23 protein-coding genes are annotated in these 14,020 nt (G+C 46.4%); 2 read left to right on the forward strand and 21 right to left on the reverse strand.

Going from position 1 to position 14,020, the window contains the following annotated elements; all coding sequences use genetic code 11:
* Positions 1-15: 15 nt before the first annotated feature.
* Positions 16-975 (reverse strand): LysR family transcriptional regulator, encoded by a 960-nt coding sequence (locus tag IXB50_RS07845; protein WP_215608406.1) that lies wholly within the window; start codon positions 973-975, stop codon positions 16-18.
* 97 nt (positions 976-1,072) lie between these two features.
* Here IXB50_RS07845 and chrA point away from each other — a divergent pair, with 97 nt between their 5' ends.
* Positions 1,073-2,251, forward strand: coding sequence for a chromate efflux transporter (chrA, locus tag IXB50_RS07850; protein WP_215608407.1), 1,179 nt, complete (start codon positions 1,073-1,075; stop codon positions 2,249-2,251).
* 131 nt (positions 2,252-2,382) lie between these two features.
* Positions 2,383-3,441: a DUF1611 domain-containing protein gene (locus tag IXB50_RS07855; RefSeq protein WP_215608408.1), complete on the forward strand. Its 1,059-nt coding sequence runs from the start codon at positions 2,383-2,385 to the stop codon at positions 3,439-3,441.
* A gap of 82 nt (positions 3,442-3,523) precedes the next feature.
* Here IXB50_RS07855 and infA read toward each other — a convergent pair whose 3' ends face one another.
* The 20 genes from infA to rplD all read right to left on the reverse strand — a co-directional run bounded on the left by infA (position 3,524) and on the right by rplD (position 14,016).
* On the reverse strand, positions 3,524-3,748 hold the full coding sequence (gene infA / locus IXB50_RS07860) for a translation initiation factor IF-1 (RefSeq protein ID WP_006276978.1): 225 nt from the start codon (positions 3,746-3,748) through the stop codon (positions 3,524-3,526).
* A 263-nt stretch (positions 3,749-4,011) separates the two neighbouring features.
* The gene (locus tag IXB50_RS07865; RefSeq protein WP_215608409.1) at positions 4,012-4,566 is read right to left on the reverse strand and encodes an adenylate kinase; all 555 of its coding nucleotides are present in this window, start codon (positions 4,564-4,566) and stop codon (positions 4,012-4,014) included.
* Positions 4,566-5,888 (reverse strand): preprotein translocase subunit SecY, encoded by a 1,323-nt coding sequence (gene secY, locus IXB50_RS07870; RefSeq protein WP_215608410.1) that lies wholly within the window; start codon positions 5,886-5,888, stop codon positions 4,566-4,568. The genes IXB50_RS07865 and secY overlap by 1 nt, the downstream gene beginning before the upstream one ends.
* Positions 5,889-5,975: 87 nt before the next feature.
* Positions 5,976-6,422, reverse strand: a complete 447-nt coding sequence (rplO, locus tag IXB50_RS07875; protein ID WP_215608411.1) for a 50S ribosomal protein L15 — start codon at positions 6,420-6,422, stop codon at positions 5,976-5,978.
* 36 nt (positions 6,423-6,458) lie between these two features.
* Positions 6,459-6,983 carry a 30S ribosomal protein S5 gene (rpsE, locus tag IXB50_RS07880; RefSeq protein ID WP_215608412.1) on the reverse strand — a complete coding sequence of 175 codons (525 nt, stop codon included), beginning with the start codon at positions 6,981-6,983 and terminating at the stop codon, positions 6,459-6,461.
* Between the two features lie 22 nt (positions 6,984-7,005).
* Positions 7,006-7,365 carry a 50S ribosomal protein L18 gene (rplR, locus tag IXB50_RS07885; RefSeq protein ID WP_215608413.1) on the reverse strand — a complete coding sequence of 120 codons (360 nt, stop codon included), beginning with the start codon at positions 7,363-7,365 and terminating at the stop codon, positions 7,006-7,008.
* Between the two features lie 7 nt (positions 7,366-7,372).
* Positions 7,373-7,909, reverse strand: a complete 537-nt coding sequence (rplF, locus tag IXB50_RS07890) for a 50S ribosomal protein L6 (RefSeq protein WP_215608414.1) — start codon at positions 7,907-7,909, stop codon at positions 7,373-7,375.
* A 64-nt stretch (positions 7,910-7,973) separates the two neighbouring features.
* The gene (gene rpsH, locus IXB50_RS07895) at positions 7,974-8,375 is read right to left on the reverse strand and encodes a 30S ribosomal protein S8 (protein WP_215608415.1); all 402 of its coding nucleotides are present in this window, start codon (positions 8,373-8,375) and stop codon (positions 7,974-7,976) included.
* Between the two features lie 20 nt (positions 8,376-8,395).
* Positions 8,396-8,941, reverse strand: a complete 546-nt coding sequence (rplE, locus tag IXB50_RS07900; protein WP_215608416.1) for a 50S ribosomal protein L5 — start codon at positions 8,939-8,941, stop codon at positions 8,396-8,398.
* 44 nt (positions 8,942-8,985) lie between these two features.
* Positions 8,986-9,297 (reverse strand): 50S ribosomal protein L24, encoded by a 312-nt coding sequence (gene rplX, locus IXB50_RS07905; protein ID WP_216867615.1) that lies wholly within the window; start codon positions 9,295-9,297, stop codon positions 8,986-8,988.
* A gap of 29 nt (positions 9,298-9,326) precedes the next feature.
* Positions 9,327-9,692 (reverse strand): 50S ribosomal protein L14, encoded by a 366-nt coding sequence (gene rplN / locus IXB50_RS07910; RefSeq protein WP_023071154.1) that lies wholly within the window; start codon positions 9,690-9,692, stop codon positions 9,327-9,329.
* Between the two features lie 12 nt (positions 9,693-9,704).
* Entirely contained in the window at positions 9,705-9,956 is a 252-nt protein-coding gene (gene rpsQ, locus IXB50_RS07915; RefSeq protein WP_215608418.1) for a 30S ribosomal protein S17, read from the reverse strand.
* Positions 9,957-9,969: 13 nt separating this feature from the next.
* Positions 9,970-10,215: a 50S ribosomal protein L29 gene (gene rpmC, locus IXB50_RS07920; RefSeq protein WP_215608419.1), complete on the reverse strand. Its 246-nt coding sequence runs from the start codon at positions 10,213-10,215 to the stop codon at positions 9,970-9,972.
* Between the two features lie 3 nt (positions 10,216-10,218).
* Complete coding sequence (rplP, locus tag IXB50_RS07925; protein WP_215608420.1) at positions 10,219-10,638, reverse strand: 50S ribosomal protein L16; 420 nt, start codon at positions 10,636-10,638, stop codon at positions 10,219-10,221.
* Positions 10,639-10,674: 36 nt separating this feature from the next.
* Positions 10,675-11,406, reverse strand: a complete 732-nt coding sequence (gene rpsC, locus IXB50_RS07930) for a 30S ribosomal protein S3 (protein ID WP_215608421.1) — start codon at positions 11,404-11,406, stop codon at positions 10,675-10,677.
* A 44-nt stretch (positions 11,407-11,450) separates the two neighbouring features.
* A complete protein-coding gene (gene rplV, locus IXB50_RS07935; RefSeq protein ID WP_215608422.1) occupies positions 11,451-11,813 on the reverse strand; it encodes a 50S ribosomal protein L22 in 363 nt (120 codons plus the stop codon).
* Positions 11,814-11,824: 11 nt separating this feature from the next.
* On the reverse strand, positions 11,825-12,103 hold the full coding sequence (gene rpsS, locus IXB50_RS07940) for a 30S ribosomal protein S19 (protein ID WP_193989677.1): 279 nt from the start codon (positions 12,101-12,103) through the stop codon (positions 11,825-11,827).
* A gap of 80 nt (positions 12,104-12,183) precedes the next feature.
* Entirely contained in the window at positions 12,184-13,047 is an 864-nt protein-coding gene (gene rplB, locus IXB50_RS07945; protein WP_215608423.1) for a 50S ribosomal protein L2, read from the reverse strand.
* A 38-nt stretch (positions 13,048-13,085) separates the two neighbouring features.
* Entirely contained in the window at positions 13,086-13,391 is a 306-nt protein-coding gene (locus IXB50_RS07950) for a 50S ribosomal protein L23 (protein WP_215608424.1), read from the reverse strand.
* A complete protein-coding gene (gene rplD / locus IXB50_RS07955; protein WP_215608425.1) occupies positions 13,384-14,016 on the reverse strand; it encodes a 50S ribosomal protein L4 in 633 nt (210 codons plus the stop codon). The genes IXB50_RS07950 and rplD overlap by 8 nt, the downstream gene beginning before the upstream one ends.
* Positions 14,017-14,020: the final 4 nt, after the last annotated feature.

Here is a 14,020-nt window from a genome sequence, read left to right on the forward strand (position 1 = left end):
ACTCCATCAAACCGCTCACCCCACAGTCGCAGCCTCTTTCCCCGGCATTGGTTGCCCTAAACCAGGTAAGAACCGCTTTGCCATCGCTGGACTTTCTTCCATCAAATAATTCAAAAAGCTCTCAGCCACTACAGAAAGCTGCTTACCGGCCAAATGCCCTACATACCACTGACGGGGAATCGGAAATCCTTCTATGTCAAGGATGGCAAATTCGCCACTGGTCCCTTCAGAAATAATCGTGTGCTGCGATAGAACTGAAACACCTAGGCCACCAGCGATCCCTTGCTTGATAGCTTCGTTACTACCTAACTCTAGGCGCACCTTCACATCAACATTATTGGCAGCAAAAAGTTTCTGAACGGCTTCTCGGGTCCCCGAACCGGGCTCACGCATGATGAAGGGTTCATTGTTCAGAGCGTCAATGGGAATATTTCGCTTACCGGCCAGAGGATGATCTGTTGGGGCAATCACCACCAATGGATTATCCAAAAAGGGATAGGTCTTGAGATCCGGCTGGCTGGGCAACTGACTAAAGATAAACAGGTCATCTTTATTATTAAGCATGCGCTCCTGGATATTTTGGTGATTCGTCACCTTGAGGGAAATGTCGATACCGGGATAACGCTTGCAGAATGGCCCCAGCAGTCGAGGGACAAAATACTTAGCAGTGGTAATAACGGCTAAACTCAGCTTGCCCTGCTTCATACCCTTAAGGTCGGCAATGGACATTTCAAACTGAGATAGCCCTTGGAAGATTTCCTGGCAGGTTTCCAGTAGCTTTTTACCCGCCTGGGTTAGATATAACCGTTTACCAATCTGCTCAAATAACGGTAATCCCACAGCTTTTGTAAGCTGCTTGACTTGTATGGAAACCGTTGGCTGAGTTAAATAGAGTTCTTCGGCTGCACGGGTAAAACTACCGTGACGCGCAGTGGCTTCAAATACTTTGAGCTGATGGAGCGTCGCATGAATCACGGGTTTAATCCTCGTTGCAGCTATCAGTTTTCAATCGTAACCTATTCTTCAATAGAGTCTATTCTATCAAAGAAACCTATTTGAGTGGATTTTTTCTATGAATACTCAGATTAGTCGGCTGCGGGAGCTCGTTGGCTTGTTCCTAAAACTGGGAGTTCTTGGTTTTGGTGGTCCTCAGGCTCACATTGCCATGATTAATAATGAAGCTGTAGAACGACGGGGGTGGCTTGGGAACGAGGAGTTTAGTGATGGACTGGCTGTGTGTGAAATACTGCCCGGTCCAGCGTCTACTCAGATAGGTATATATACTGGCTATGTTTATGGCGGTTGGCTAGGAGCTTTGGTTGCAGGTCTAGCCTTTATTACTCCAGCTTTTTTGATTGTGGTGGGATTGAGCTGGGTCTATTTCCGGTTTCATCAGTTACCTCAGCTGCTGGCTTTATTTTTTGGCCTATCGCCAGTAATGATCGCCATTATTCTAGGTTTTTGCTACAAGCTTGGCTGCAAGGCTATTCAGAACTGGTTAAGTGTCGCTATAGCTGTTTTGGCATTGCTAGCTAGTGCATTTAGCGACCTGAGTACACCGGTTTTATTCTTGCTAGCAGGTCTATTGGGTATAGGAATGTATGGTCCGAAGACTCTGCAGCTCAAGAGCTTTATGCCCTTTGGGCTATTGGCAATGGTGCAACCTAGTGTTTGGGGGATGGAGCGGTTAGGAAAGTATGGATTACCGCTGTTTACCTTTTTTCTCAAGGTAGGCACGTTGATATTTGGCGGGGGGCTAGTGATTATTCCTCTGCTGGAATTTGAGGTAGTTGAACGTCTTGGTTGGCTGACCACAACAGACTTTATTAACGGTGTGGCCATTGGTCAGCTAAGTCCTGGTCCCGTGGTACTTACGGCAGCTTTCGTTGGCTATAAAATGGCGGGTTTTGGGGGAGCGTTTATCTCTGCTGTCGGTATCTTTATGCCATCATTTTTATTTATTATGTTGGCAGCTCCCTTACTGCTCCGTTTGCGGAACAATCCCTGGGTACAGGCGTTTCTCAAAGGAATTAAACCAGCTGTGGTAGGGACGATTATGGCAGCAGCAATTCCCTTAGGAAAAACAGCTTTTGGTCAAACAACTTGGCCCTTGTCCATATTGGCTGTGGGTGTGGCGATTACATCTCTAATCGCCATCATACGATTCAACGTCACCGCCTGGAAACTGATTCTCTGCGGAGCAGCGATTGGCCTAACCGCATATCCGTTACTGGGGGGTGAAGTTGGTTAAATTAGCTAAATTAGAATATTTCACACAAAACAAAAACTCTGAGGTCAAACATCCATAATTCAAAATAACCTTTGGGAAGCTGCCGTTATGTCTACAAAACTAACAGTCCCTACCTCAGTGTTTCCTCAACTATGCATCTCCAACCTCATCATCGCATCGCCATTTTGCTCCACAACGGGATTACCGGAGACAAGGGCAAAACTGGTTTAGCGCTGCTGCGCTATAGTCACAATCCTATTGCCGTCGTTATTGACGAAACCTGCACCGGACAATCTATCAAGGAACTTACAGGTATTGATCGGCATGTCCCTATTGTTGCCACTATGGAAGCGGCTTTGGCTCATAGGGCAGATGTGTTGGCAATTGGATTGGCTCCATCGGGAGGACGTTTACCAGAACCATGGGTAGAGGATGTCAGGGTTGCGATCGCAGCAGGCCTTAACGTCATGAATGGTCTCCACACCTATTTCAATGACGATCCTAGTCTCATCAAGCATCTTGATCCAACCCAATATCCCGATCAGTGGATTTGGGATATGCGTCAAGAACCTAGCGGGCTATCAGTTGGATCGGGTAAAGCTCGCCACCTAAATTGTCGACGTGTCCTAGCTGTCGGTACAGATATGGCTGTCGGCAAAATGTCTACCTGTATTGAACTCAATCAAGCAACTCAGGCTAGAGGTCTAAAGTCCCAACTGATTGCCACAGGCCAAACGGCCCTCATGCTCGGAGCACCAGGCATAGCCCTTGATGCAGTGAGGGTAGACTTTGCAGCTGGCGCTGTAGAACAGGCCATCCTTGCCCATAGTGATGACAAGGATGTGATCTATGTTGAGGGCCAGGGTTCCCTGCTAAATCCAGCCTCTACTGCCACATTGCCATTACTGCGGGGCTCCCAACCTACTCACCTAGTGTTAGTACACAAAATAAACCTGGAACACATTCAACACTTTCCAGAGTTTTCAATTCCTCCTATTGAAGAGGTGGTTCATCTCTATGAAACTGTAGCGGCAGCAGGAGGGACATTTGCAACAGCAAAAATTACAGGTATTGCGTTAAACACTTTTGGAATAGGTGAAGATGAGGCAAGAGACGCAATCACCTCCCTATCAAAAACTACCGGACTCCCCTGTACAGACGTTGTCCGCTTTAGTCCAGAACCCATTCTGGACAGCATTCTAAGCGATTGAAGTTTTTGATAGGGCAAGGCCCTGGTAAAGCAAAATCCTAAACCTTACCAACGATGCCTATCACCACTCAAAACTCAAAAAATTACTTTTTCCTCAAACGATAGGTAATACGTCCCTTAGTCAGGTCATAGGGAGTTAGTTCAACCTTTACCCGATCGCCTGGCAAAATCTTGATGTAGTTACGACGGATTTTGCCAGAGATATGGGCTAGTACATTAAACCCATTATCCAAATCTACCCGAAACATGGCATTGGGAAGAGATTCGGTAACGGTCCCTTCCATTTCAATTAAATCTTGCTTAGACAATTAGCTATTCCTCACTTCAGTAAACAATCAAACATATAAAGCGGACGGACTTTAACCGTCCACCCGCTTCTACAGCAGATACCCTATTGTTTTAGGAATATTTGCCTGACTCAATGACATATCTCAGGGCGTTCATCGCCATACGCTTGGCCTTAATTCATGAGACCAATGTTACAAGGGTAACAAACGATACCCAAAATGAGACGGGACAGCAGCTCCACAACCGAAGACTTGTAAAGTAGCTAGAGTTGCTACGCAAACTTCTAGGCTTGCAAAACCTGCTTCAAATCAGAAGCTACTGAGTCCAGGGACTGATGACCATTAACCGATACAAGCTGTTGGCGGCTTCTAAAAAATTCAATCAACGGTTCCGTTTGCTGATGGTAAACCTCTAACCGATTACGAATTACCTCTTCATTATCGTCCTTACGTCCACGAGCCAACAGACGCGATATCAAAACATTATCTGGAACTTCCAGATTTAGAACACATTCGCAAGGCTGCCCTATTTCTGCCAACAATTTATCTAAAAAGTTAGCTTGGCTGACATTACGAGGAAAGCCATCCAAAATCCAACCTTTACTCGCATCATCCTGAGCCAGACGCTCACGAATAAGATCCAAAATTAGATCATCAGGGACGAGTTCACCTGAATTCATATAGGATTCAGCTTTTTGACCCAGATCACTCTTAGCAGCTACTGCTGAACGCAAAATGTCACCAGTTGAGATATGAGGCACGCCAAAGTTCTTGGATAGAACGGCGGCCTGAGTCCCCTTACCAGCCCCTGGAGGGCCTAAAAAAATTACTCTGATCACTACTTTTTCACCATACCTTCGTAACGTTGAGAAATCACATAAGTTTGAATCTGCTTGGCAGTATCAATCGCCACACCAACCAAAATCAATAGCGACGTAGCACCTAAGCCCTGAAATACGGTTACGCGCAAACCACTTTCCACCATACTGGGCACCACAGCAACAATACCAAGGAACAAGGCACCTAAAAATGTGAGTCGATTCAGAACTTTAGCAATAAAGTCGCTAGTTGCTTTACCAGGACGAATTCCAGGAATACTAGCACCCATCTTTTTCAAGTTCCGCGACATATCCTCAGGATCTACCACCAATGATGCATAGAAATAGCTGAAGAACAAAATCATCACCAAGTACATCAGGTTATAAGGAATAGAACCTGGACTCAAAAACTGATTCACAAAATCTGAAACACCTGGGTTAGAAAGAGTACTGGCAATATAGGGAGCCGCCTGCAAAGGAAGAACCAAAATAGCTGAGGCAAAAATAATTGGCATCACGCCCCCCTGGTTGAGACGCAGGGGCAAGTAATTACTCTTCTCCAAATAGAGCTTTCGACCTACCTGCCGTCGAGCCGACACAATCGGAATTCGACGCATACCCTCTTGAACAAACACAATTCCGACAACCATGGCCAAATAAACCAAGCTGACAACAACGATGCCTGCTACATCCTGACGAGAGGATGTGGGAGACTGAGCCACAGTCACAGCACTATTTAGCAATCGCGGCAGTGATGAAACAATGTTCAAAAAGATCAGCAGTGATGCGCCATTACCAACACCACGCTCAGTAATTAACTCTCCCACCCACATGACGAACATTGAACCGGCCGTCAGGGCTACAGCTGTTTCAACAATGAATGGGATACCAGGTTGATTCGCAAAAGGACTCAATAAGAAACTTGCCAATAGCGTACTCTGCAAAACTGCCCAACCCATTGCTACGTAGCGAGTGATTTGGGAAATTTTACGACGTCCAGCCTCTCCCTCATTTTTCTGAAGATCTTCTAACTGAGGAATAGCGGCTGTCAGCAGCTGCATGATGATGGAGGCATTAATATAAGGCAAAATGCCTAAAGCAAAAATACCTAGCAAAGATAAGCCACCACCCACAAAGATATCTAGAAATCCCAGTAGACCTCCAGCATCAACCTGCTGTGAGAAAGCGACACGATCAATCCCTGGCACAGGAATATACATTCCTAAACGTACCAGCACCAATAACCCTAAAGTCACCAGCAACCGACCTCGCAGACCAGCCGCTTGCGCCATCTGCAAAAAGGTTTCCTGAGCGCTGGGTGTCTTTCCTCGACTGACAACCATAAGTTTAGATTCTAATTAAACGCAAGCTGTACCCAGGCCATAAACCCAGAGCACAGCTAAACTGATATGTATGCTCATTCTAGAGGCTTACGCCACGATTTCACAGGTCCCACCAGCGGCCTCAATTTTAGCTTTGGCACTTTGCGTAAATGCTGCTGCTTTAACTGTAAGAGCAACATTCAGTTCTCCATTGCCCAAAATTTTCAGCGGGCCATCATTTGAAGTAATAATGCCAACATCCATCAGAGACGCCATCGTTACTTCTGAACCAGCCGATAGCTCAGCCAAACGTGAAACATTGAGCACGGTAAACACTTTCTGATTGACAATGGGAAAGTGCTTAAGCTTTGGAATCCGACGATACAACGGTAGCTGACCACCTTCAAAGCCAGGACGGGTAGGACGACCTGAACGAGATTTTTGGCCACGCATCCCAAAACCACAGGTAGCTCCCTGACCTGCAGCGATACCACGACCTACGCGACGACGGCGACGCTTTGAACCAGCTTTAGGCTGAGCATCCTCTAGTCTCATTGTTTCAAAATCCAAGTAAATTCAACTATTTCAGACCTACGCATAAAGCTTCTCAAGCGGTATTCCTCGCTCTTTAGCCACCTCAGAGAAGGTTCTCAATGAGGCCAGAGCATCGGCAGCTGCTCGAGCATTATTCAGCTGATTGTCAGAACCTAGCTGCTTAGCCAAAACATTTCGTACACCCGCTAATTCAAGCACAGTTCGCACCGCACCACCAGCAATTACACCAGTACCAGGAGCTGCTGGACGCATAAATACACGAGCACCACCTGCCTCACCAGTCGATGGATGCGGTAATGAATAAGCTTTATTCAGAGGAACTTCAACCAAGTTTTTTTTGCCATCGGCGACGCCTTTTTTAACAGCACCAATAACATCACTGGCTTTCCCAACCCCAACACCAACTTGGCCTTTCTCATTACCAATGACCACAATGGCACGGAAACTGAGTTTCTTACCACCCTTGACTACTTTAGTCACACGGCGAATTTGGACCACTCGCTCCTGCCACTCTGAATCCTTCTCTTTATTCTTATTTCCCTTGCGACGTTCCTTTGCCATGATTTAAATCCCTGTAGAAGTCTTAGAAATCCAGACCAGCTTCACGAGCAGCCTCTGCCAAAGCCGCAACTCGACCATGGTAAAGTTTACCACCACGATCAAAAACGACTTGCTTTACCCCTTTAGCCAAAGAACGCTCTGCGATCAACTTACCAACCTTGGCAGAAGCATCCTTAGTAGCACCACCCTCATCATTTTTGAGATCGCTGTCTAGCGTAGATGCAGCTGCTAAAGTGTGATGCTTATAATCATCAATCACCTGAGCATAAATATGATTATTCGAGCGATAAACCGCTAATCTAGGTCGCTCGGCTGTACCTTTAACCCGACGACGAATACGCACGTGGCGGCGATGGGTGGATTGTTTTCGCGTTGCTTTCATAACTCAATTACTTCCCTGCTTTACCAGCTTTACGTCTAACCATCTCACCGAGATAGCGTACTCCTTTACCTTTGTAAGGCTCAGGGGGTCGAGCATCACGAACTTTAGCGGCAATCGTACCAACCAACTCCTTATCAATACCACTAATAATCACATTGGTATTGCTCTCTACCTTAAAATCAATACCTGCTGGCGGTTCAAACTCAACCGGATGGCTATAGCCCAAGTTCATAGTTAGCATCTTGCCCTTAACAGCAGCACGATAACCAACACCTTTAATTTCAAGTCGTTTCTCAAAGCCTTTGGAAACGCCCTCTACCATATTGGCAATTAAGGTTCGCGATAACCCATGACGAGCCCGCGCCGTACGCGAGTCATCCTGACGGGTTACAACGATATGCTCCCCTTCTTGGGCAATATCAACTTCCCTGGGCAAAATCCGAGATAGCTCTCCCTTTGGCCCTTTAACAACCACTGACTGAGCATCAATAGACACGGTTACACCTGAAGGCACAGGTACCGGCTTTTTACCAATCCGAGACATTTTTAATCCTTCCCTAACCGCCAGCAACGGCAATGCGAACAACTAATATAAGTGAGGCAACTGATCACCAGATGTAACAGAGGACTTCTCCACCTACTCCCTTGTGCCGAGCATCTCTGTCAGTCATGATGCCACTCGAGGTAGAAACAATAGCTATACCGATACCTCCCAAAACACGAGGCAGATCCTTACAGCTTGAGTAGACTCGCAACCCCGGCTTGCTCACACGAGTCAAATTACGAATGATGGGTTGCTGCATTTTCCCTTTATATTTCAGGTTCACAGTCATCATACGTGCAACCCCTTCCGCCGACTCTGAGGTATCGCCGATAAAGCCTTCAGACTGAAGCACTTTGGCAATATTACGAGTAACCTTGGTAGATGGAATTTGGACAGTCCTATGCCGCGCAAGATTTGCATTTCGGATGCGCGTCAGCATGTCTGAAATCGTATCGTTAGACGCCATATTTCTCTCTCGTATAAACCTCAGCTATCCCGGAACGGCATTCCCAACTCTTTGAGGAGGGCACGGCCTTCCTCATCAGTCTTAGCGGTGGTCACAATTGTGATATCCATGCCTCGAACTTGGTCAACACCGTCGTAATCGACCTCAGGGAAAATCAATTGCTCGCGCAACCCCAGGGTATAATTTCCTCGCCCATCAAAACTTCTAGGACTTACGCCACGAAAGTCGCGAATTCGAGGTAAAACCAAATTTATTAAACGATTTAAGAACGCATACATACGCTGAGAGCGAAGAGTAACCATTACCCCCACTGGCATGCCTTGACGAATCTTAAATCCAGCAATTGCTTTTTTTGCACGAGTAATAACAGGCCGCTGCCCGGTTATTACTCCGACCTCACTTACTGAAGCCTCTAACGCCTTCGCGTTTTGCGAAGCCTCTCCTAAACCACGATTAACAGTAACTTTGAGTACTTTAGGTACCTGATGCACGTTCTTATACTCAAACTGTTCCATAAGTTTAGGAACAACTTTCGTATTGTAAAAATCTTTGAGCTGTTCAGCCATTCTCTCTTTCCTTTCCCTGGGCTTGGTCAGGGACAAACATTGAGCTAATCAAGGATTTCGCCTGTCTTTTTCAAGACTCGAACTTTGCGGCCATCATCAGTAAAGGTGTGACCAACACGACTGGCTACTTTTTCCTTTGTGGAATAAAGCATTACATTTGAGCTATGAACTGGAAACTCAGATGTAACAATTTGTCCAGATTCACCCTCTTGACGAGGTTTGACATGCTTAGTACGAATATTCACACCTTCCACAACCACCTGACTTTTTTTAGGCAAGACGGCGGTAACTTCACCAACTTTGCCCTTATCTTTACCAGTGATTATCTGTACGGTGTCACCTTTTTTGATGTGCATCTTATGACGCACAGGTTGCTTAGTAGCCACTACAGTACCTCCGGTGCTAGTGAAACAATTTTGGTAAAGTTTCTATCACGCAACTCTCTAGCAACTGGCCCAAAAACCCGAGTCCCCTTCGGGTTGTTGTCATTGTTGATGAGAACAGCTGCATTATCGTCAAAACGAATGCTCATACCACTGCTGCGACGAAGATTTTTCTTAGTACGCACTACAACGGCACGCACTACATCAGATTTCTTAACCCCCATATTGGGCAACGCATCTTTAACAACGGCAATAATGACATCACCGACACTGGCATAGCGTCGATTACCACCCAAGACACGAATGCACATAAGCTTACGTGCACCGCTATTGTCCGCCACATTCAGATATGTTTCTTGCTGAATCATTGATCGGCTCCCCTACACTTTTTCAGAACTGCCTAGGATATCGGCGACAACCCAGCACTTAGTTCGACTTAGGGGACGAGTTTCGCGAATTCGAACAATATCCCCAGCCTTACATTCATTAGAATCATCGTGAGCTTTGTACTTTTTAGTACGGACGACAATTTTTTGATATTTAGGATGAGAAACACGACTTTCAACAGCCACTACAACTGTCTTGTCCATCTTGTCGCTAACAACTCGCCCTGTTAGTTCCTTAGCTGCCATAGCTGATTAACTCCTACTGCTCGCTACTCACTGCCGCATCATCGTTAGCTGAATCACCTGCCAACTGACGCTCACGCTCGATAGTCATTAGCTGAGCTAACTTACGGCGAGCATGCTTAAATTGATGAAACCCAGTCTCCATCTGACGAGTTGCCTGATTGAAACGCAAATCAAACAGCTCGCGCTTTACATTTGCAATTTCGGTCGAGAGCTCATCATCACTGAGCTCTCTCAACTCTTTAGCCTTAGAAAGTGCCATAACCTACCCCTCCAATCCTTCACGGGCAACGAACTTAGTTTTGAATGGCAGTTTAAAGGAAGCCAAACGCATTGCTTCACGTGCAATATCTTCAGGTACGCCTGTGATCTCAAAAAGAATTCGGCCAGGCTTGATCACAGCAACCCAGAATTCTGGATTACCTTTACCAGAACCCATACGGGTTTCAGCAGGACGCATGGTCACAGGCTTATCTGGAAAGACACGGATCCATATTTTTCCGCCACGCTTGACGTAGCGAGTCATCGCACGACGAGCAGCTTCAATCTGACGAGAGGTCATCCAAGAACATTCAGTTGCTTGAAGAGCATACTCACCAAAATTAATTTTGCTGCCCCGATAGGCCATACCGCGCATACGACCGCGATGCTGTTTACGAAATTTTGTTCTTCTAGGACTCAGCATGGTGCTTAAACAGGCTAAAAAGCTAAAGAGAAATATTTAAGAATCGTTGGAACGATCTTCAAATTGCTGACGACGACGTGGCTGACGACGACGTGGCTGATTGTTAGCGGGTTGAGGAACATCTTCTTGGCCCGGAATAATTTCACCCTTAAAGACCCAGATCTTGATCCCTAAAATGCCGTAGGTAGTCTGTGCAGTTTTATAGGCATAGTCAATATTTGCACGCAAGGTATGTAGCGGTACTCGACCTTCACGAGTCCACTCAGTACGAGCAATTTCAGCACCATTCAGACGACCACTCACTTGAATCTTAATACCCTCAACTCCAGCGCGTTGGGCACGTTGAATAGTCTGGCGTACAACCCGACGAAACGATACACGACGCTCTAGCTGTTGAGTAATGTACTCGGCGATCAGAGCAGCTTCCGCATCAACACGAGCAACTTCGATCACATTGATACGAATTTGACGAGTGTTGTCTTTGAGTTTCTTTTGCAACCCAGCTCGCAGCGATTCAATACCAGTACCACCACGACCGACTACAACACCAGGGCGCGCTGTGTGCACCTCTAAATCAATTTGATCAGCTTTTCGTGCAATCTTAATATCGGAAATGCCAGCATTATTGAGAGTCTTCTCAATAAATTGACGAATCACATGATCCTCTTGCAGCTGACTGGGATATTGCTTTGAATCCGCATACCAACAGGAGGCATGCTCTTTGGTAATACCAAGTCGAAATCCAATTGGGTGAATTTTCTGTCCCACAGATCCTTCCTTATACAGAGCTAACAGTAAAAAAGTAGTCGGTTCTAGCTAGCAGAGCCGGGAGCTACTGCAATTGTGATATGGCAAGTCGGTTTACGAATTTGATAAGCACGACCCTGAGCCCTAGGACGGTAACGTTTCAGTACAGGACCTTGATCAGCAAATGCCTCACTGATGTATAGATCCACAGGATCCATACCATTATTATGTTCGGCGTTAGCTACAGCGGAACGAAGTACTTTCAGAATTGGCTCACAAGCTCTGTAAGGCATAAATTCAAGAATGATCAGAGCCTCTCGATAGGAAAGACCACGAATTTGATCGAGCACTCGACGCACCTTATGGGGAGACATCCGAATGTAGCGAGCAACAGATTTAACTTGATTATTACTGTCGATTTCAACCATGGCTAACCTCCCTAACGTCTCGCTTTCTTATCACCCTTGACATGCCCACGAAACGTACGCGTGGGAGCAAATTCACCCAATTTATGTCCCACCATCTGCTCGCTCACATAGACAGGCACATGTTGACGACCGTTATGGACGGCAATAGTATGTCCAATCATCTGAGGAATAATAGTGGAAGCGCGAGACCAGGTTTTAATTACCTGCTTATCTCCTTTTACGTTGAGCTTTTCAATCTTTTTGAGCAGGTGATCCGCCACAAAAGGACCTTTTTTGAGAGAGCGAGCCATAGTTTCGCCAGACTAAAAACAATCGGTTGAACAACAAAAGAATTAATAACAGTCAAATCCAGACCGTTGGACAGACACTTCTATGAATCACGACCACCACGGCCACGCTTAGAAGAACGACGACGACGACGAACAATCAGCGACGTGCTCGATTTCTTCTTATCACGAGTCTTATAGCCAAGTGCTGGTTTACCCCAAGGAGTCACAGGGCCACTGCGCCCAATCGGAGCACGACCTTCACCACCGCCATGGGGATGATCTACAGGGTTCATAACGCTACCACGAACTTCTGGACGTCGTCCTAACCAGCGCTTTCGACCTGCTTTACCAAGAGTGACATTACGAGATTCTACGTTGCCAACTTGACCAATCGTGGCGTAGCACTCACGACGGACCATACGAACCTCACTAGAAGGCAGTTTGAGGGTAACATAGCCACCCTCTTTCGCCATCACCTGGGCCGAAGCACCTGCAGCTCGAACAATTTGGCCACCTCGACCTGGGTAAAGCTCCACATTATGAACAGAGGTGCCGAGAGGCATCTTGTGGAGTGGGAGCGCATTTCCTACTTCCAGAGGCGCATCAGATCCCGCCACAATGGTAGAACCAACAGCTAATCCCACAGGATGCAAAATGTAACGCTTTTCACCATCCTCATATTGCACAAGGGAAATGCGAGCATTTCGGTTGGGATCATACTCAACCGAAAGAACTTCAGCGGTCATCTCTCGCTTATTTCGCTTGAAATCAATGATGCGATAGAGACGTTTATGACCACCACCACGATGACGACAGGTAATGACGCCTCGATTATTTCTTCCCTTAGCACGATGAATAGAGCGCGTTAATTTCTTTTCCGGCTTGCTCCGAGTAATTTCTGAAAAATCAGAAACACTGCGCTCACGAGTACCTGGAGTCAGAGGCCGATAAGTACGAATTCCCATGATTTTATCTACAGACTAATTGAGTGCTAAGGCCAGTTTTAGACATCCGGGAAGAGGGGAATACTGTCACCCTCAGCAAGGGTAACCACTGCTCGCTTATAGGTAGGCTTATAGCCGATAAAGCGACCAAGCCGTTTCTTTTTGCGAGGAGGATTCAGGGTACTGATGCCGGTCACCTTGACCTCAAATAAAGCTTCGACGGCTGCTTTAATCTCAGTCTTTGTAGCCTTGGGAGCAACCTCAAATGTGTACTGATTGTTTTCCAGATTTAAAGTTGCTTTTTCAGTAATCAGTGGCTTCCGAATAATATCGGGCAGATTACGCGAATCAGTTACCTTAGGCACCGTACACCTCCTGAATTTTCTCGAGAGCAGCAGCCGTTACCACCAGCCGATCAGCTAGAAGAATGTCATAAGCATTAAGGTTTACCGCCAAAATAAGCTTGATGTTAGCGACATTGCGTACGGAACGATAAATCACATCGTTCTTTTCAGCAGTGATCATTAAAACCTTGTTCTCAGGCTCTACACCCCAACGTCCCATTGCTGAGATAACTTCCTTTGTTTTTGGAGTAGATAGCTGATCAGCAAAGTCTTGAACTACAACTATGTCATCAACTCGGCTCTGAAAAGCAGTTCGTAAAGCCAAACGTCGCTCTTTGCGATTCATTTTGACTTCAAAATCGCGAGGTTTCGGGCCAAAAATCACACCGCCACCTCGCCAGAGGGGAGAACGATTAGAGCCAGCACGGGCGCGACCAGTTCCCTTTTGACGCCATGGCTTGCGGCCACCACCACGAACCTCAGAACGGGTCTTCGATGACAATGTCCCCTGACGGGCATTGTGCATTTGACGAACGATAGCGCGATGAACTATGTGACCAGCATTATCTTCGTTGGCGACTTTTAAGTCGAGGGTGGCAGTGCCTGCATTAGCACCCTGCCAATCTTTTACTACGCAATCAACCATAATG

The organism is Leptothoe spongobia TAU-MAC 1115, from assembly GCF_018739885.1.
In the GTDB taxonomy this organism is placed as follows: Bacteria; Cyanobacteriota; Cyanobacteriia; order Phormidesmidales; family Phormidesmidaceae; genus Leptothoe; species Leptothoe spongobia.

Bases quoted from the DNA above. Each gene is read 5' to 3' on its own strand.
- rpsQ (WP_215608418.1), bottom strand. From the start codon at position 9,956: ATGGCAGCTAAGGAACTAACAGGGCGAGTTGTTAGCGACAAGATGGAC.
- rplF (WP_215608414.1), bottom strand. From the start codon at position 7,909: ATGTCTCGGATTGGTAAAAAGCCGGTACCTGTGCCTTCAGGTGTAACC.
- IXB50_RS07855 (WP_215608408.1), top strand. From the start codon at position 2,383: ATGCATCTCCAACCTCATCATCGCATCGCCATTTTGCTCCACAACGGG.
- chrA (WP_215608407.1), top strand. From the start codon at position 1,073: ATGAATACTCAGATTAGTCGGCTGCGGGAGCTCGTTGGCTTGTTCCTA.
- rplN (WP_023071154.1), bottom strand. From the start codon at position 9,692: ATGATTCAGCAAGAAACATATCTGAATGTGGCGGACAATAGCGGTGCA.
- rpsH (WP_215608415.1), bottom strand. From the start codon at position 8,375: ATGGCGTCTAACGATACGATTTCAGACATGCTGACGCGCATCCGAAAT.
- rplX (WP_216867615.1), bottom strand. From the start codon at position 9,297: ATGCACATCAAAAAAGGTGACACCGTACAGATAATCACTGGTAAAGAT.
- rplB (WP_215608423.1), bottom strand. From the start codon at position 13,047: ATGGGAATTCGTACTTATCGGCCTCTGACTCCAGGTACTCGTGAGCGC.
- rplO (WP_215608411.1), bottom strand. From the start codon at position 6,422: ATGAGACTAGAGGATGCTCAGCCTAAAGCTGGTTCAAAGCGTCGCCGT.
- rpsS (WP_193989677.1), bottom strand. From the start codon at position 12,103: ATGGCTCGCTCTCTCAAAAAAGGTCCTTTTGTGGCGGATCACCTGCTC.
- rplD (WP_215608425.1), bottom strand. From the start codon at position 14,016: ATGGTTGATTGCGTAGTAAAAGATTGGCAGGGTGCTAATGCAGGCACT.
- rpsE (WP_215608412.1), bottom strand. From the start codon at position 6,983: ATGGCAAAGGAACGTCGCAAGGGAAATAAGAATAAAGAGAAGGATTCA.
- rpmC (WP_215608419.1), bottom strand. From the start codon at position 10,215: ATGGCACTTTCTAAGGCTAAAGAGTTGAGAGAGCTCAGTGATGATGAG.
- rplR (WP_215608413.1), bottom strand. From the start codon at position 7,365: ATGAAAGCAACGCGAAAACAATCCACCCATCGCCGCCACGTGCGTATT.
- secY (WP_215608410.1), bottom strand. From the start codon at position 5,888: ATGGTTGTCAGTCGAGGAAAGACACCCAGCGCTCAGGAAACCTTTTTG.
- rplP (WP_215608420.1), bottom strand. From the start codon at position 10,638: ATGCTGAGTCCTAGAAGAACAAAATTTCGTAAACAGCATCGCGGTCGT.
- rplE (WP_215608416.1), bottom strand. From the start codon at position 8,941: ATGGCTGAACAGCTCAAAGATTTTTACAATACGAAAGTTGTTCCTAAA.
- rplV (WP_215608422.1), bottom strand. From the start codon at position 11,813: ATGGTTGAAATCGACAGTAATAATCAAGTTAAATCTGTTGCTCGCTAC.